We start from the raw sequence: 16,746 nt of genomic DNA, 5'->3' as shown, positions 1-16,746 counted from the left end.
CTGCAGTTGCCTGTTGCTGACGGCTTCCCCCTGGCAGCCAGCGGGCTGCCTGACGTCAGGAGTGTCAAATGGCTCTGAATCATACGCGTAACACCCTCGGTGAAAAGATCCGGATCGAATCGGTCAATCAGCTCAATCGCGGGTTGGTCAACGGCATCGACGTTCAGCGCCAGGCCAAGCAGGCGCACTGGAATGTGCACGGTCCGGGCTTTATCGAACTGCACTTGTTGTTCGACGAGGTCTACAACGCCGCCATCGAATGGACGGATCTTTGCGCCGAGCGTCTCGTGGCACTGGGCGGCGTGGCCGACGGACGCGTGCAGACGGTTGCCAAGGCGACCGAACTGCCGGTCTACAAGAACGAGTTCAAGCGCGGGCTGGATCATGCGGCGGCGCTGGCCGAGACCCTGGCGGCGTACGGCGAAATCATCCGGGGGCTGATCGATGCGTCGGCCGAGATCGGCGACGCCACCACGTCGGACGTTTTCACGGAGATCTCGCGCGGCGTGGACGACCATCTGTGGAAAGTCGAGGCGCACCTGCGCGGCGAGTGATCCCGGCGTCGCCGGGGCGCCGCAGGCCCCCCGGCGCGCAAGCGACCGTCCGGCTTCGCATGGCGCGAATCGGCGAGCGCGCGCACCCGGTGAGTCCGGGGTGCTGTTTCCCTGACCATCCCCCGGAGTCGCCATGACCACCCGCAATCTGAGCCAGATGTTCCAGCCGAAGTCGGTCGCCGTCATCGGCGCGTCGCAGCGTGAACGGCGCGTGGGCACGACCGTGCTGCAGAACGTCATCGATGGCGGGTTCACGGGGGAGATCTACCCGGTCAATCCAAAATATTCGTCGCTCGCGGATCGCAAGTGCTATCGCGACGTGAGCGATTTGCCGCAGGCGCCCGATCTCGCCATCGTCTGCACGCCACCCGAGACCGTGCCGGGCCTTATCCGGGATCTCGGCGAGCGCGGGACACGCGCGGTCGTTGTCCTCACCTCGGGGCTCGCTCGCGAACGCGATCGCCATGGCGTCACGTTGCAGGAGCGCATGCTCCAGCATGCCAAGCCCCATGTGCTGCGAATTCTCGGGCCGAACTGCATCGGGCTGCTGAGCCCGGGCATCGGTCTGAACGCCAGCTTCGCGCACATGGGCGCGCGCCCGGGCAAGCTGGCGTTCGTCTCGCAATCGGGCGCGTTGACGACCGCCGTGCTCGACTGGGCCGATGCCCGCGAGATCGGCTTTTCGCATTTCGTTTCGCTGGGCGACAGCGCCGACGTGGATTTCGGCGATATGCTCGACTACCTCGCGAGCGACCCCGGTACTGACGCGATCCTGATGTACATGGAGTCCATTCGCGACGCACGCAAGTTCATGTCGGCCGCGCGGGCGGCCGCACGCAACAAACCGGTCGTGGTGATCAAGTCCGGTCGCGTGCCGGAGGGGGCGCAGGCCGCCGCCTCGCATACGGGGGCGATGGCGGGGGCGGACGATGTGTACGACGCCGCCATCCGTCGTGCCGGCATGCTGCGCGTGGATACCACCGATGAACTGTTCGCCGCCGTGGAGACGCTCGCGCGGCTGCGGCCGTTCTGGGGCGACAAGCTCTCGATCATGACCAACGGCGGTGGCGCGGGTGTGATGGCGACCGACGCGCTGGTACTCGACGGCGGCAAGCTTGCCCGTCTGTCCGACAAGACGCGCGCGGCGCTCGACGCAGCGTTGCCAACGACACTGGGCCGCGTCAATCCGGTCGACATTGGCGGCGATGCTGACCTGGCGCGCTACACGGGCACGCTGGCGGCGTTATGCGAAGATCCGGAGACCGCGGCCGTCCTGTTCATCCAGGCGCCCACGGCGGTCATGCCGAGCCTCGATGTGGCCAATGCACTCGCCGCGTTGCCGAAGCCGTCGAAGAACATTTTCACGTGCTGGCTCGGCGGCGAGACGGCGGAGCGGGCCCGGCGCATTTGCCGCGAGGCGGGGCTGCCGACGTACGACACGCCGGAAAATGCCGCTCGCGCGTTTCTCGAGGCGGTAAATTATCGTCGCAACCAGTCGTTGCTGATGGAAACGCCGCCCTCCATTCCCCCGGGCTTCGCGCCCGATGTCGCACGGGTACGCGCCATCATCGACGGGGTGATGCGCGAGGGGCGGGCGTTGCTCTCGGAGCCGGAAGCCAAGGGTGTGCTGGCCGCATACGGCATTCCGGTCGTGGAGACGCTCGTTGCCGAGACGCCTGAGCAGGCGGGAGCGCTGGCGCAGGGCCTTGGCTTTCCCGTGGCGGTCAAGCTTGTCTCTCCGGACATTACACACAAGTCGGACGTCGGCGGTGTGGTGCTCAACATCGAGACGGCCGAGCAGGCATGCGATGCGGCCCGCCAGATCCGCAAGCGCGCGCTCGCCGCGAAACCGGACGCGCGCGTGACGGGCTATTCGGTCCAACGCATGGCCAACGGGGCAGAGGCGTTCGAACTGATCGTGGGTGTGGCCACCGACAACGTGTTTGGGCCGGTACTGCTGTTCGGGCAGGGCGGCACTGCCGTCGAAGTGATCGCCGACCGGACCATCGGTCTGCCGCCGCTCAACCTGAACCTCGCGCGCGACATGGTGGCGCGCGCCCGGGTGTCGAAGCTGCTCGCGGGCTACCGCAATCGTCCGCCGGCCGATCACGAGGCCATCTACCTCACCCTGGTCAAGCTCTCCCAGCTCGTGTGCGACGTGCCGGAGATCGCCGAGCTCGACATCAATCCCCTGTTCGCCGACGCGCACGGCGTTCTGGCGCTCGACGCCCGCATCGTGGCGCGCAAGCCGGCATCGGCCGGGCACGGACGCCTCGCCATCCGGCCCTATCCGCAGGAACTGGAGAGCACGGTCGACGCGGGCGGCAAGCCGGTGCGAGTGCGCCCGATCCGGCCCGAGGACGAGCCGGCCTATAACGCTTTTTTCCACACGCTCACCCCGCAGGACGTGCAGTTCCGCTATTTCGGCCTGATCAAGGAGCTCTCGCACTCGCAAATGGCGCGCGTGACACAGATCGACTACGACCGCGCGATGACGTTCGTGGCGACCGAGCGCGATGAGCAGGGCAACACGCGCCTGCTGGGAGTGGTGCAGGCGCTGGCCGATCCGGACAACACGGTCGCCGAGTTCGCGGTGACCGTGAGTCCGGCCGCGCAGGGTCGCGGCCTCGGGCGCGCCCTCATGGAGCACATCGTCGATTACAGCCGCCGGCGCGGCACGGGCGAGCTCATCGGCTATGTACTCACGGCAAATACGCGTATGCTGACACTCGCCCGTCATCTGGGCTTTGTCGAGGACAAGGAGATGGAGGCGGGCGTTCTTCACATCCGGCTGCCGTTGCAACAGACAGCGCAGGCGCAGGAGACACGCAAGGCATAGCGGCCACGGCCCGGCGCCGCGCGTTGTCGGCCCGCATGCGTCGGCAGGGCGGCCGCCTCGACCAGGACGACGAATGCTAGTGAATTGCGTGGCCTATGAGGATGGCCGCAAGATTGCCGATCTGCACCCCGACGAAATCTCCGATTACCTTGAGCGCCCGCATTGCTTCGTATGGGTGGCGCTCAAGGACCCCGGTCCCGGCGAGCTCGCGCAGATGCAACATGAATTCGGTCTGCACGACCTTGCCGTGGAAGATGCGCAGCACGGGCACCAGCGTCCGAAGATCGAGCAGTACGGCGACTCGCTCTTCGCCGTGCTGCACGTGCTCAACAAGGACGCCGACGGCGACTTCTCGCTCGGGGAAGTGGCGATTTTCGCAGGGCAAAATTACGTGCTTTCCGTGCGTACGAACGCCACGCAGGGGCTCGGCGCCGTGCGTGCGCGCGCGGAGAAAGAGCCCCATTTGTTGCGGCAGGGCTCGATCTTCGTGCTCTACGCGCTCATGGACGCCATCGTCGACAGTTACTTTCCCGTATTCGACGACCTCGAAGCGCAACTCGAGGCGATCGAGGCGCAGATCTTCACGCCGAGTGCGCCGGCCAAGGGGCGAGCCATCATCGAAGACCTGTATCAACTCAAACGACGCCTCATTACGTTGCAGCACGCCTGTGTGCCGCTCATGGAGGCGGTCAGCAAACTGTTCGGCGCGATGGCGCCGAAGCTCTGCGGCGGCATGCAGGAGTACTTCCGGGACGTGTTCGACCACCTTCAACGCATCACCAAGAATGTCGATCTGCTGCGCGAAATGGTCACGACGGCACTCTCGGTCAATCTCGGCATGATCTCGCTGTCGGAGAACGAGACGACGAAGCGTCTGGGGTCGTTTGCCGCACTCTTTGCCGTGCCCACCATGATCGCCGGCATCTACGGCATGAACTTCGCCGACATCCCGGAATTGAAATTCCGGTACGGCTACCCCCTCTGCATCGGGGCCATGATCCTCATCGATTTGCTCCTGTACCGGAAATTCCGCAAGGCCGGCTGGTTGTGACGCAGCCGCGAGGCCCGCGCAATCTGTGTCAGGGGCGTGTCGCGGCATGCCCTTCAGCGCGCCGTGTTGCCCCGTGGCAACGGGTCGCGTCGCGCACCGTTTTCCGTCGTGACCGGCGTAGAGTAATTGCACTAGAATTCCCCAACGCCGCGTCAGACGGCAGCCAAGGGTTGAGAAATACAACAAACACCAGGCGCTTAGGGGTCAGATATTGAACGCACCACTCTCGGGGATCCGCGTCATCGAGTTCTGTCGAGGCGCGGCGGGCGCTTATTGCGGCTTGCTGCTGGCCGACATGGGGGCCGATGTCATCATGGTCGACGATCCCGTCGACGATCTCTCCAACGATAGCCGGAGTCCGCTCGGCGAATCCGCACAACTCGGCCTGCGACGCAACAAGCGCTCCGTGGCGCTGGATTTGCTTACCCTCGAAGGCCGCAGCCTCGCGCACACGCTCGTGCGCGGCGCCGACGTCGTCATCGAATGCCTGCCGCCGGGCACGCTCGCCAGTGCCGGCCTCGGCTACGACGCGCTGTCGGGCGTGCAACCCCATCTCGTCTACGTATCGATCTCCGCGTTCGGGCAGGAGGGGCCGCGCTCCGTGACGCAGCCCGCGGGCGTGCCCGCGCTCCAGGCGCTTCGAGGAATGCTTGGTGCGGCGCCGAGCGGTCTGGAGCCGCCACGCGATTTGCCGGTAGCGGACCTCGCTGCCGGGCTGTATGCGGCGTTTTCCACGTCCGCGGCGCTCGTGGCCGCGAGACTGCAGGGGCGGGGTGTTCATATCGACGTGCCGATGCTCGGCGCCACGCTCGCCATTGCGGCATTGCGCGGTGGCGACGAAGGTGCCGAGGCGGCGCACCGCGCGGGGCTGGTGCCGCCCGCGACCATGGGCGGGGACCGTGACGGTGCCGTCGGCGTGAATCCGCCCAACGCGGGCGTCGCTCGCGCCGCGCCGCGCGTCGGAGCCCTGGAGCCAGGCGACGCCGAGGGCGACACGATGCGATTCGGCGGGCCATCGGCACCCTGGCCGACCTTCCGTGCCCGCGACGGCTATTTCGGCATGGATCTCGACGGACAGGCTCACTGGCAAGCGATTTGCGCGCTGGTGCACCGGGTCGATCTGCTCGACGACGCCCGCTTCGCCAACGCGCGGGAGCGTGCCCGGCATCAGGCCGTGCTGCGCGACGTGCTCGAAGCGGTTTTCGTCCTCGAGGACCGCGGTGTCTGGCTGGCCCGGCTCGTCGCGGTCGGTGTGCCATGCACGGCCATCAGTACCTATTCGCGGGTGCTGGCCGATCCGCAGGTGGCACACATGGGCTGGGTGCGGCCCATGGTGTTGCCTAGCGGAGAGACGACGCACACCATCGTCTCTCCCGTTCGCCTGAACGGGCGCAGTCCGGTATCGCCGATGGATCCGCCCGCACCCGGCGAGCACACGAGTGACATTCTTGCGGAGCTGGGGGCGGACGAGGGCGACGTGACGGCTCGGCCTGTGAGCGGCCCCGGCCGTTTTTGACGCAGGCCGCTCCGGCGCCGACAAACGTATGCCAAGACGGCGCCTTCGGGCGCCGTCGGCGTTTTTGCGGTCTGCGGGGCATCGCCTCGCGACGTCGGGTACTTGCCCATCCCCGTTGCCAGGCGGGGCTTTCGCGCCGCCCGATGTCTCTATATAATTCATGGTCATAAGCTTATGACTATTAGTGATTAGGCGTCTCGCCGATCACTTCCCCCCGATTTTTTGCTGGATGCCGACCGATGATTGCCGATCTTTCGAGTATGTCTCCCACGGCTGCGTTGCTTGGCGCCGCAGTCGGGCTCGTGCTGGGATTGACGGGGGCGGGCGGGGGCATCTTCGCGGTACCGGCGCTGGTCTTCGGGCTGGGGTGGGGCGTGTCGCAGGCCGGGCCGGTTGCGCTTCTTGCGGTGGGGGTTGCTGCGGCCGTGGGCAGCGTGCAAGGGCTGCGCGCCGGTCTGGTGCGCTATCGCGCGGCCATGCTCATGGCCGGGATCGGTGTTTGCGTGGCGCCGTTGGGGGCCTGGATGGCGCATCGGCTGCCGGAGCGCTGGCTGGTTGGGCTGTTTGCCCTCGCCATGCTGGTTGTGGCAGCGCGCATGTACCGCGCGTCCCGCGGGCTGTCGGCAAACGCCGCGAAGGCCGTAACGGCAGCGAATCCACCCGCAGGTGAGACGGCGAACCCGTCGGACGATCAGGCCGCATCCCAAGCGGCAAGTCAGGCGGCAAATCAGGCGGCAAGCAAGACGGGCGAGGCGCTGCCGCCGTGCCGGTTGAACCCGGCGACGGGCCGCTTGCACTGGACACCGCGTGTCGCGGGCGTTCTGGGGGCGATCGGCGCGGTTTCCGGCTTTGCGTCCGGCTTGCTTGGCGTCGGCGGCGGCTTCGTCATCGTGCCGGCCTTGCGCCGCTTTACCGATATCACCGTGCACGGTGTGGTGGCCACTTCGCTGTTCGTCATCGCGCTCATTTCCGCGGGCACCGTGGCTAACGCGTGGTGGCAAGGCATGCATCCGGGCGCTCAGGGCTGGGTTTTCGTCGCGGGCGCGGTGGTCGGCATGCTCCTCGGTCGCGCGCTGGCGCCACGGTTGGCGGCCTCCCGGCTGCAACAAATCTTCTCGACGCTCATGGCCGCCGTCGCCATCGGCATGTTCGTCAAGGCATTCGGCGCCTGATTCGACGAACGCCGGCGCGGCTTGCGATTCTCGAATACTTCGAAAATCGCAACGTCTTTCGAGTGATCTTCAATATCGATCGCCGTGACGGTCCGCGCGATCCCGCCATGCCTTTCATTTCCGTTCGTGACGCGACAATGAATCTTTTCGTCACAGGACTGTCCATTGAAACGTTGCCCGAGCACCACATCTCGCTGAATTGAATGTCTTGCGCGTGAAATGGCGTCGATGTGCGCGATGCATGCAAATCACGGACGGTAATGCTCTTAATTTGGACTAGGATGATTCCTATAAACAGATCCAAAACGGCAGGATTTTGTAGATTTATCCTATATTTCCGCTGGTCGTAAAACGGCGCGTAACGACGTCGCCTCGCCGATGCGTCACGCGGCGTTGCGATCGGCTTTGGCATCGATGACCACGACACACATTGAGACTTCCACGACCGTCTTGCCTGACTCCCCGGAAGCTTGCACACCGGCGAGCCGCCGTGCCGCCGCGATCCGGCAACGGGTGATCGTCTCGACGGCGATGGCGATGGCATTGCTGGCGGGGTGCACCGAGTATCAGGCGTCGACGCCCAGTGTGTCGGGCGGCGAAGCGGCGCACGAGGGCGCGTCGTTGTCGGCGTCGGCGCAAGCGGGAGCAGACGCGAAAGTGGTGGAAGCCCGCATGCGGCCGGTCGCGGCGGCTGTGGCCATGAGTGGTACGCCGCAGGTGGGGCGCGTGGTGAGCGGGACCTATCGATGGATGGCCGATTGGCCGGAGACCGAGAGCGTGCATCTGTGGGAGGCCGCGCCCGGCCCGACACGCATTCGTGTGGTTGGACGCGCACGGGAGATGATGCCGTCGGCGGGATTGCGCGGGGTGCGCATTCGCTACTGTGTCAAGCCGGTCATCGGCACAGGCGCCTCCCGGTTGACCGGGCACAAGACGTGCTCGGCCTGGACAACCGTCGACGGGCCGAAAGCGGCCCGTGACGCCGGATAACCGTCGAATAGTCGCCCGACAGCGTCAGATCGACACCGGATGTTGCCGGAGCGCCGGATTGCCGGACAGCGCCGGCGAGCGACGAGTTACGCCGAATAACGTAGCCGCGGCGGCGCGGGGGACGATTCCGTCCGTCAGCGCCGCGTAGCGACAACGTGGTCACGCCTTCGTGACCAACGAGTGTGTCGGCAAGACGCACATTCCTCTTTCTGGAAGCCATGACGCGTAGACACGGCGGAGAATCGCGCGCGCCCACGGCTGACTTCTTTTAAAAGGATTCCGCACATGATGGTTAAAATTCTGATTGCCGATGATCACCCGATCGTCGCCTCGACGCTGCGTGAAATGCTCTCCCCGGACCCCGGCTTTCACGTGCTCCCGCCGGTTTCCAATTCGACTGAGCTCTTCAAGGCGCTCGAGACGAATTCCGTGGACGTTCTGATCACCGACTATTGCATGCCGGGCGGCGCGTTCGGCGACGGCCTGGTCATGATCAACCGCGTACGGCGCAAGTATCCGGATGTGAAGATCATCGTCTTCACGTCGATCGAGCAACCGGCCATCATTCACGCGCTCGACAGTTGTGGCGTGCTCGGTGTGATGACCAAGTCCGACGATCTTCGCGAAATCACCGTCTGCGTCGAGCGCTGCCGCCGGGGCATGAGTTACCGCGGCGGGCGTGCCGAGCAGATTCTCGAGGAACAAATGCGTCGCAAGCCGACCGCGCGCCGTCCGCTGTCTCCCAAGGAGATGGAAGTGCTGCGGATGTATCTGGACGGCCAGAACGTGTCGCAGATTGCAGGCGCGCTCAAGCGCTCGGCCAAGACGATCAACAACCAGAAGCGCATGGCCATGTGCAAGCTGGGCTGCCGGACCGACATGGAATTGTTCAAGCTCCACGTGTCGAGCCCGGTGCAGTTTTCGCGTGACGGCGAGACCGAAACGCCGAGTGCCGCCTGAGCGCGTGACCCGATCGGACATTGGAGCATATGCCCGCCAGAACGATGACGCGTGACATCGCGATCGCCGGCCGCCTGCTGCGTATCGGTGGCCTGCTCGCACTTCTTTTCGGCTTGTCGGTCTGGGTGGCGGCGGTCTCGTACGCGTTGTTCGGCACCTTGTGGCAAAGCGGCCAGAAGACCGAGTCCTTCTTCGCCGCCGTCGGCCGTGAAATTCGCGACCTCGAGATCTTCAACGAGCAGGCCCGTGCCATGGCGCAAGCCACCCAGGCCAGCAAGGTGCGTCAAGGCGGGGCCACGCGGGCATTGACCGATCGCATTCTGCAGCCGCTGCTCGGCATGAGCCCCGGCAGCGCACGCCGTATCAGCGGCGTGGGATGGGACAGCGAGTTCGAGATCGTCAAGCTGGCGGACATTACCCCTGAACGTGCCGCCCTGTATGCGCGCCTGACGCTGCGACTCATGGTGCTCGACGCCAACTTCTGGAGTCCCCTCGACGGTCAGGACGAAACGTTCATCATTTCCGCGGATGGCGCCTTTGCGGCCTATCGACCGGCGATCGGACGCGCGTCGTTCACGCCGTCGAAGCTGGCGAGCGACACGCAGGCGATGATCGCCGAGATCAACAAGGTGGAGCGCTATCACGCGCGCATCAGGGGCAACAGCGAAGGTCCGTTCTGGACTTACAACTACGAGCATCCCGTCACCCATCTGAAGACCGTATCGAGCTTCGTACCGATTCGCGATCTGGATGGCCACCTGGTGCTCTACGTTGGCACCAGCATGTCGCCGGACATGATCGTGCCGCCGCGCATGCGCAATCTGGAACGCTCGGGGGAAGCGCTGCAACTGATCTCGGAAGACGGGCTCATCATTGCAAGTGCAGGCCAGCCGCTCGCCTCGCTGGGCAATCTGCGAACGCTTGTGACATTGCCGCTCTTCGGGGGCGCACAGATGACGCTGCGCTCCGACGGTCAGCGCCTCGTCTTCGAGCGTCGCCTGTCGTCCACGCCCTGGTTCGTGCGCTACGCGGTTCGCCCGAAAGAGCTGTTGCGCGAGAATGCCACGCTGCTGCTCGGCGCAACCCTCCTGCTGTGTCTCTACGCGGCGGGCGTGTTCGCCGGGATGCGCTACATGCGACAGCGCATCATCGAACCGGCGCGCCAGCGCACGAAAGCGCTGCTCGAGCGAGACGCCTTCACTCAGACCCTCATCGAAACCGCGCCGGTCGGCATGGCGATCATCGACCCCTTCGAGCCGGCCGTGGTCATGAGCAATCCGGCGTATGCCGGCACCGTCGATCTGTTGCGTCATCTCGGCGACGGAGAGCTCACGCGCATGTATCGGCAGTTGCACAGCGGCGTGGTCGCGCGCCCCGTGCGACGCTTGCTCAGTGCGATGGACGACGCGGGAGAGCGCCACTATGCCGTGAGTTTCGTCGACACGGTGTTTCGCGAGCAGCCGGTGCTGATTGGCACGCTGTCGGACGTCACGGAGCAACGCCGGTTCGAGCTGGAGCAACGCAAGGCGCGCCTGGCAGCGGAAAGCGCGAATCGCGCGAAAGACGTCTTCCTGACTACGGTGAGCCACGAAATGCGTACGCCGTTGTACGGCACGCTGGCGTCGCTGGAGCTCTTGAGTGCGCAGAACCTGGGCGACGATCATCGCTATTACGTCGACGTGATGGAGAGCTCGACGCGCAACCTGCTCGATCTCATCAACGACCTGCTCGACTACTCGCGCATTCAGGTGGGGCGCTTCGAGCTGAATTCGCGCGACGGTTCCCTGCTCAAGGAGCTGGAGGCGGTCGGGCTGTCGTTTACCGGCCGCGCGCGATTGCAGGGACTGACGCTCGACTGGATGATCGATCCCCAGTTGTCCCGCGCCGTGCACACCGACGCGCTGCGACTCGGCCAGGTCGTCACGAATCTCGTCGGCAACGCGATCAAGTTCACCGATAAGGGTCACGTGGCGTTCAGTGCCATGATCACTCGCGCCGACATGCAGGGGTGCGACGTCGCGTTCGCTGTCAGCGACAGCGGGGTCGGCATTGCGGCGGCGGACCTCGCCGATTTGTTCAAGCCCTTCGGCAAAAGCACGACAGAGCCGGGCATGCAGCACGGCACCGGACTGGGGCTGGCCATCTCGCACCAGTTCGTCGGCATGCTGGGCGGCGTGCTCCAGGTCGACAGCAAGGAGGGCGAGGGCACGACGATGCGTTTCACGCTGCGACTGCCGTGGGCACCCGACAGCGAGGCGCCGGCCGTCGTCGCCGCGGGCGAAACGTTCGCATATGTCAGTGCGTTGCCCCGTCGGCATTGGTATCTCGAAGCGCTGATTCGTCGTGCGGGCTATGAGCCCATGCAATACAGCGACGCCGTGACGTGGTCCACCGGCAGCGGGCGTTCGCAGGACGCGGGGTTGCTCCTGTTCGCCGACGAATGGCCGGTCCGGGGGATGGCCGGCGCGCAGGTCTACCTGCTGCGCGCGACACCGGTGGACCGCCCGGCGGGAAGTATGCCGGCATGGCCGAAGGACATTGCGTTGCTGCAACAGGCGGAGCTTTGGGAGGCGTTGGGCGCGGTGCCACGTCGAGGACATGCGGCATCCGGTGGCGTGCAGGACGCCGCCCATGCACAGACCCGCGTGCGACCGCTGGCAGGGTGGTATGTGCTGGTCGCCGACGATCATCCGATCAGCGGCATGTTGCTCTCGCGTCAACTCGAGGGGCTCGGCGCGATGGTCGACTGCTACCACGATCCGCGCGAAGCGCTCGATGCGTTCGACGCGGAATCGCACATGCTCGTGATCACCGACGCGAACATGCCGCATGTATCTGGCCACGCGCTGGCGACCGCGATCAAGTCCAGGGCGCCGCATGTGCCGGTCGTGGTCGCCACGGCGGATGTGACGCTGCGCAACGATCGCGACGCCAGATCGCCCTATGACGCGGTTGTCTACAAGCCCGTGGACGCCCGTTCGCTGCTTCGCGTGATCGAACTCGTGCGTACACGCTACCCGTCGCTTTGCGTCGACATTGCCCCATTGGCGGATTCGGCGCGTCAGGTGGAAAGCGCGCTCGAGCCGGCGCCGGAGCCGGCGGTGGCCCGGGATTGGCGCTTGCCGCTCTCGGACATGCTCGATACGTTCGTGAAGATCGCGGATCAGGACATTGCAAACTGCCGGGCGGCATTGACCGAACTGTCGCGCGAAACGCTGCGGCATTCGGCTCACCGGCTGCGCGGTGGCTTCATGGCGTTCGGTCTGAGTTCACTCGCGTCGCTCGCGGCGCAGTTGGAACATCTGGCGCCGCAGGCGTCGGCCGGACAGATGGAGGCCGCGTTCGATGCGCTCGACGTCGCGTGGAACGACTGGCTTCGCGCCCAGGGGCACGCCATCGCGAGCCACGCCTGACGCGGCCATTACGAGGCGGCGTGGCTATTCCACGAAGTATTCCGAAATCAACTGCCGCAGCCATTGGTTGCCGGCATCCTGATGGTATCGCCGGTGCCAGAACACATTCGTCTGCAAGGCGGGAAGACGCACAGGCGGCTTGACGAATCGTAGGCCGAACGGGGCCGCGGCACGCTCGGCAAACTTCTGCGGTACCGTGACGACGAGGTCGTTGGCGCTCACCACGTACGGCACGGCAATGAAGTGGGGTACCCAAAAGTTGGCGTCGGCGCCGAAGCCTGCTTGCGCGAGCAACTGATTTACGCGCGCATAGGGATTGTCGCCGGTGGCGACGAACAGATGCCGCGCTGCCTGGAATTCCTTGAGTCCCGAGCGTGCGTTGTCCAGCGCGTGGCCGATGCGAAACATGCTCACGTATCGTTGGCTGAACAGCCGGCGTTGGAAGAATGGCCCGGTCAGATCGTCAAACGCCCCGACGGCCAGGTCGATGCGCCCGGCCGCCATGGCTTCCTTCAGGTCGGGCAGGGTCGTTCGCACAGTGCGCACCCGTACCCCCGGTGCCAGCCGCGTGCACAGATCGACCAACGCCGGCATGAAGTACACCTCCCCGACGTCTGTCATCGCCAACGTGAATTCCCGCTGACTGCTTGCCGGATCGAACGCTTCCCGGTGGTTGATCGCCCGCGAAATACCCGAGAGCGCCGCGGAAACGGGTTCGGCAAGTGCCTCGGCAAACGGGGTTGGCTGCATGCCGGCCCCGGTGCGCGTGAACAACTCATCGTCAAAGGTCTGGCGCAGACGTGCCAGGCCATTGCTCACGGCCGGCTGCGACAGACCCAGTTCGCGTGCCGCCTGGGAGATGCTTCGATGGGTCAGCACCGCATGAAAAACGACCAACAGGTTCAAATCGACGTCGCGTAATGAAATCATGGCTCGGCGATTAGTATTCGCATTATGAATATAGTGGATTTGTCTATTTATATCGCAAAATTTGATGGCTTGTCGGACAATAAACGCATTCGAAATCAGGAGACGAGGGCATTCATGCGCCAAGCAGACCAAATTCAGGGGGAACTGGGCTATTTGTCCGGCTTTGCCAACGAGTTCGCGACCGAGGCACTTCCCGGCGCATTGCCGATCGGGCAAAACTCGCCGCAGCGGGCGCCGTATGGCCTCTACGCGGAGCAGCTTTCCGGCACGGCGTTCACGGCGCCGCGCGGCCATAACCGTCGTTCGTGGGTCTACCGGATTCGTCCTGCCGCCATGCACAAGCCGTTCGTGGCCGTGGAGCAGACGCGTTGGCTGAGCCGCTTCGACGCGGTACCGACGCCGCCGAATCAGATGCGCTGGGATCCGCTGCCGATGCCCGACGCACCGACCGATTTCGTCGACGGCATGGTGACGATGGCCGGCAACGGCGGACCGGATGGCGGCCACGGCTGCGGTATCCATGTCTACGCCGCCAACAAGTCGATGGACGGTCGGTTCTTCTACAACGCCGACGGTGAATTGCTGATCGTGCCGCAGGAAGGGCGTTTGCGCATCGCCACCGAATTTGGCGTGCTCGAAGTGGAACCCTATGAGATCGCCGTGCTGCCGCGCGGCGTGCGTTTCCGCGTCACGCTGCCCGACGGTCGTGCCCGCGGGTATGTGTGCGAGAACTATGGCGCGCTGTTCCGACTGCCGGATCTGGGCGTGATCGGCTCGAACGGCCTGGCGAATCCGCGCGACTTTCTCACGCCGGTGGCGGCCTACGAGGACGTGGAAGGCGACTTCGAACTGGTGGCGAAGTTTGGTGGCGCCCTGTGGCGCGCCGAAATCGGCCACTCGCCGCTCGATGTGGTGGCCTGGCACGGCAATTACGCGCCGTACAAATACGATCTGCGTCGCTTCAACACGATCGGCTCGATCAGTTACGACCATCCGGATCCGTCGATCTTCCTGGTGTTGCAATCGCAAAGCAATGCGCCGGGGGTGGACGATATCGATTTCGTGATTTTCCCGCCGCGCTGGTTGGCGATGGAGAACTCGTTCCGTCCGCCCTGGTTCCATCGCAACATCGCCAGCGAGTTCATGGGCCTGATCCACGGCGTGTACGACGCCAAGGCCGAGGGTTTCGTGCCGGGCGGTGCGAGCCTGCACAACTGCATGTCGGGCCACGGCCCGGATGCGGATACGTTCGAGAAGGCGTCCGCCGCCGATACGAGCAAGCCGCACAAGGTCGACGCGACAATGGCGTTCATGTTCGAGACGCCCGCGGTGATTCACCCCACGCGTTTTGCGCTCGAGACCAAACAGTTGCAAGACAACTACTACACCTGCTGGCAAGGTCTGAAGAAGCACTTCAACCCTGACCAGAAGTAAGTGGCGCCTGTCGCGTCACGATATTACCGAACCCTGAGACGGCCGGCTGCCTGCGCTTTGTGCGGGTTGCCGGCCGAAGCGCTCCCCCGAAGAAGGAACTCCCTCATGTCCGCACTTCCGCAAAGCTGGGTCGCGTCTGCCAACACCGGTACGACGGACTTCCCGCTGCAAAACCTGCCGTTTGGCGTATTCAGCACCGCATCGCAACCGTCGCCGCGTGTTGGTGTGGCCATTGGCGACCAGGTGCTCGATCTGGCCGCGCTCGAAGCGGCCGGCGTGCTCCAGGCGGGGCCCTCGCCCGTCTTCGCGCAATCGTCGATCAACGCGTTTGTCGCGTTGGGCAGCGCTGCCTGGCGAGCCACGCGTGCGCGCCTCATCTCGCTGCTGGCCGCAGACGGTGATGCCGCACTGCGCGAGAACACGACGTTGCGCGCGAAAGCGCTCGTGCCGCTCGCCGACGCCACCTTGCACCTGCCGGTGCAGGTCCCGGGCTACACCGACTTCTACTCGTCGAAGGAACACGCCACGAACGTGGGCAGCATGTTCCGCGACCCCGCCAACGCGCTGTTGCCGAACTGGCTTGAGATCCCGATCGGTTACAACGGCCGTGCCAGCTCGGTGGTGGTGAGCGGCACGAACATCCATCGTCCGAACGGGCAGATCAAGCTGCCGGATCAGCCGCGCCCGATTTTCGACGGTTGCCGCAAGCTCGACTTCGAACTCGAAACCGGCTTCATCGTCGGTCGCGAGACTGCGCTCGGCGAATCGCTGAGTGTCGACGCCGCCGAGGCCGCCATCTTCGGCATGGTAATTCTCAACGACTGGTCGGCTCGCGATCTGCAACAGTGGGAATACGTGCCGCTCGGCCCGTTCAACGCAAAGACGTTCGGCACGTCGATCTCGCCGTGGGTCGTGACGATGGAGGCGCTCGAGCCGTTCCGAGTGGCGGGTCCCGAGCAGCATCCGGAACCGCTGCCGTACCTCCGCCAAGTCGGCAAGCACGCCTTCGACATCGAACTCGAAGTGTCGATGCAGGCCGAAGGCGATGCGCAGGCCACGTCCATTTGCCGGACCAATTTCCGCCACATGTACTGGAGCATGGCGCAGCAATTTGCGCATCACACTGTCTCCGGCTGCAATGTGCGCGTGGGCGACCTGATGGGCTCGGGCACGATCAGCGGGCCGACGCCCGACTCGTTCGGCAGCCTGCTCGAGTTGACGTGGAACGGCAAGCATCCGATCACCCTCGCCAGCGGCGCCAAGCGCACCTTCATCGAGGACGGCGATACGGTCGTGATGACGGGCTGGTGCCAGGGCGACGGCTATCGCATCGGCTTCGGCGAGGTCGCGGGCAAGATTCTGCCTGCCAAGGCGCAATAACGAGCGACCCGGGACATGAGACCGGCCATGCGCCAATAGGCCGGGTCGGGTCTCACTGACGCTCGTCGAATGCCGTTGCGCGGTACCCGGTCTCACACCGGTCGCCGCGCTCGGAGACGCACAGCGCGCTGTGCCGGTTCGCCGGCCGGCGCGCTTGTCGTTTCCGCAGACGCCATGCGTGTTCGTATTTATGCCCCCGAGGTGGGGGGCGACGCAAGGCGCAGCCACCAAGGATTGACGCGCCCGACGAGCAGGCTGGCGCTCACGCGGCAACGTGTCGGTGTGTACACAAGTTCGTTGCCGACGCGGCGCAGTAGCGGTGGGTCGCCGAGGCGCGCCCTGCGCGGAATGCGCGGCGCGCGTGGCTTGTGCTGCGCGCGCGCAAGAGGTGAGGTGCGCGAGGAAGCTGCTGCGTTGCGTGACATTCGAGCTCTCCCGAATCATGTGAGTAGGGAAGCATTTAGCCACGCCGGGGCGAAGTGCGACAGGTGAAGCGGTCTGAAAAAT

Annotated in this window: 11 protein-coding genes; 10 read left to right on the top strand and 1 reads right to left on the bottom strand. The window is 65.1% G+C overall.

What is annotated here, in order from left to right; all coding sequences use genetic code 11:
* Positions 1-68 precede the first annotated feature (68 nt).
* The 8 genes from dps to W930_RS0106855 all read left to right on the top strand — a co-directional run bounded on the left by dps (position 69) and on the right by W930_RS0106855 (position 12,495).
* Positions 69-554 carry a DNA starvation/stationary phase protection protein Dps gene (gene dps, locus W930_RS0106900; protein WP_024788480.1) on the top strand — a complete coding sequence of 162 codons (486 nt, stop codon included), beginning with the start codon at positions 69-71 and terminating at the stop codon, positions 552-554.
* 133 nt (positions 555-687) lie between these two features.
* Positions 688-3,393, top strand: a complete 2,706-nt coding sequence (locus tag W930_RS0106895; protein WP_023595797.1) for a bifunctional acetate--CoA ligase family protein/GNAT family N-acetyltransferase — start codon at positions 688-690, stop codon at positions 3,391-3,393.
* Between the two features lie 73 nt (positions 3,394-3,466).
* Positions 3,467-4,444 (top strand): magnesium/cobalt transporter CorA, encoded by a 978-nt coding sequence (gene corA, locus W930_RS0106890; RefSeq protein WP_023595798.1) that lies wholly within the window; start codon positions 3,467-3,469, stop codon positions 4,442-4,444.
* A gap of 211 nt (positions 4,445-4,655) precedes the next feature.
* Positions 4,656-5,960 (top strand): CaiB/BaiF CoA-transferase family protein, encoded by a 1,305-nt coding sequence (locus W930_RS0106885; RefSeq protein ID WP_023874485.1) that lies wholly within the window; start codon positions 4,656-4,658, stop codon positions 5,958-5,960.
* 260 nt (positions 5,961-6,220) lie between these two features.
* Entirely contained in the window at positions 6,221-7,132 is a 912-nt protein-coding gene (locus W930_RS0106880) for a sulfite exporter TauE/SafE family protein (RefSeq protein ID WP_023874484.1), read from the top strand.
* 450 nt (positions 7,133-7,582) lie between these two features.
* Entirely contained in the window at positions 7,583-8,122 is a 540-nt protein-coding gene (locus W930_RS0106865) for a hypothetical protein (RefSeq protein ID WP_141571693.1), read from the top strand.
* Between the two features lie 285 nt (positions 8,123-8,407).
* The gene (locus W930_RS26480; protein WP_023595804.1) at positions 8,408-9,082 is read left to right on the top strand and encodes a response regulator transcription factor; all 675 of its coding nucleotides are present in this window, start codon (positions 8,408-8,410) and stop codon (positions 9,080-9,082) included.
* A 29-nt stretch (positions 9,083-9,111) separates the two neighbouring features.
* A complete protein-coding gene (locus W930_RS0106855; RefSeq protein WP_080685112.1) occupies positions 9,112-12,495 on the top strand; it encodes an ATP-binding protein in 3,384 nt (1,127 codons plus the stop codon).
* Between the two features lie 24 nt (positions 12,496-12,519).
* Here the strand turns inward: W930_RS0106855 and W930_RS0106850 are convergent, their stop codons facing one another.
* A complete protein-coding gene (locus W930_RS0106850) occupies positions 12,520-13,425 on the bottom strand; it encodes a LysR family transcriptional regulator (protein ID WP_023595806.1) in 906 nt (301 codons plus the stop codon).
* A 114-nt stretch (positions 13,426-13,539) separates the two neighbouring features.
* On the opposite strand from W930_RS0106850, the gene hmgA reads away from it, so the two are divergent.
* Complete coding sequence (hmgA, locus tag W930_RS0106845; protein WP_023874480.1) at positions 13,540-14,859, top strand: homogentisate 1,2-dioxygenase; 1,320 nt, start codon at positions 13,540-13,542, stop codon at positions 14,857-14,859.
* 105 nt (positions 14,860-14,964) lie between these two features.
* Positions 14,965-16,239 (top strand): fumarylacetoacetase, encoded by a 1,275-nt coding sequence (gene fahA, locus W930_RS0106840; RefSeq protein WP_023595808.1) that lies wholly within the window; start codon positions 14,965-14,967, stop codon positions 16,237-16,239.
* The last annotated feature ends 507 nt before the right edge of the window (positions 16,240-16,746 follow it).

Origin of the sequence: Pandoraea sp. E26, assembly GCF_000681415.1 — a bacterium.
Classification (GTDB): Bacteria; Pseudomonadota; Gammaproteobacteria; order Burkholderiales; family Burkholderiaceae; genus Pandoraea; species Pandoraea pnomenusa.
Note: the sequence above shows the minus strand (reverse complement) of the source record. Positions and strands in the feature narration are given on the sequence as shown.

Bases quoted from the DNA above. Each gene is read 5' to 3' on its own strand.
- dps (WP_024788480.1), top strand. From the start codon at position 69: ATGGCTCTGAATCATACGCGTAACACCCTCGGTGAAAAGATCCGGATC.
- W930_RS0106895 (WP_023595797.1), top strand. From the start codon at position 688: ATGACCACCCGCAATCTGAGCCAGATGTTCCAGCCGAAGTCGGTCGCC.
- corA (WP_023595798.1), top strand. From the start codon at position 3,467: ATGCTAGTGAATTGCGTGGCCTATGAGGATGGCCGCAAGATTGCCGAT.
- W930_RS0106880 (WP_023874484.1), top strand. From the start codon at position 6,221: ATGTCTCCCACGGCTGCGTTGCTTGGCGCCGCAGTCGGGCTCGTGCTG.
- W930_RS26480 (WP_023595804.1), top strand. From the start codon at position 8,408: ATGATGGTTAAAATTCTGATTGCCGATGATCACCCGATCGTCGCCTCG.
- W930_RS0106855 (WP_080685112.1), top strand. From the start codon at position 9,112: ATGCCCGCCAGAACGATGACGCGTGACATCGCGATCGCCGGCCGCCTG.
- W930_RS0106850 (WP_023595806.1), bottom strand. From the start codon at position 13,425: ATGATTTCATTACGCGACGTCGATTTGAACCTGTTGGTCGTTTTTCAT.
- hmgA (WP_023874480.1), top strand. From the start codon at position 13,540: ATGCGCCAAGCAGACCAAATTCAGGGGGAACTGGGCTATTTGTCCGGC.
- fahA (WP_023595808.1), top strand. From the start codon at position 14,965: ATGTCCGCACTTCCGCAAAGCTGGGTCGCGTCTGCCAACACCGGTACG.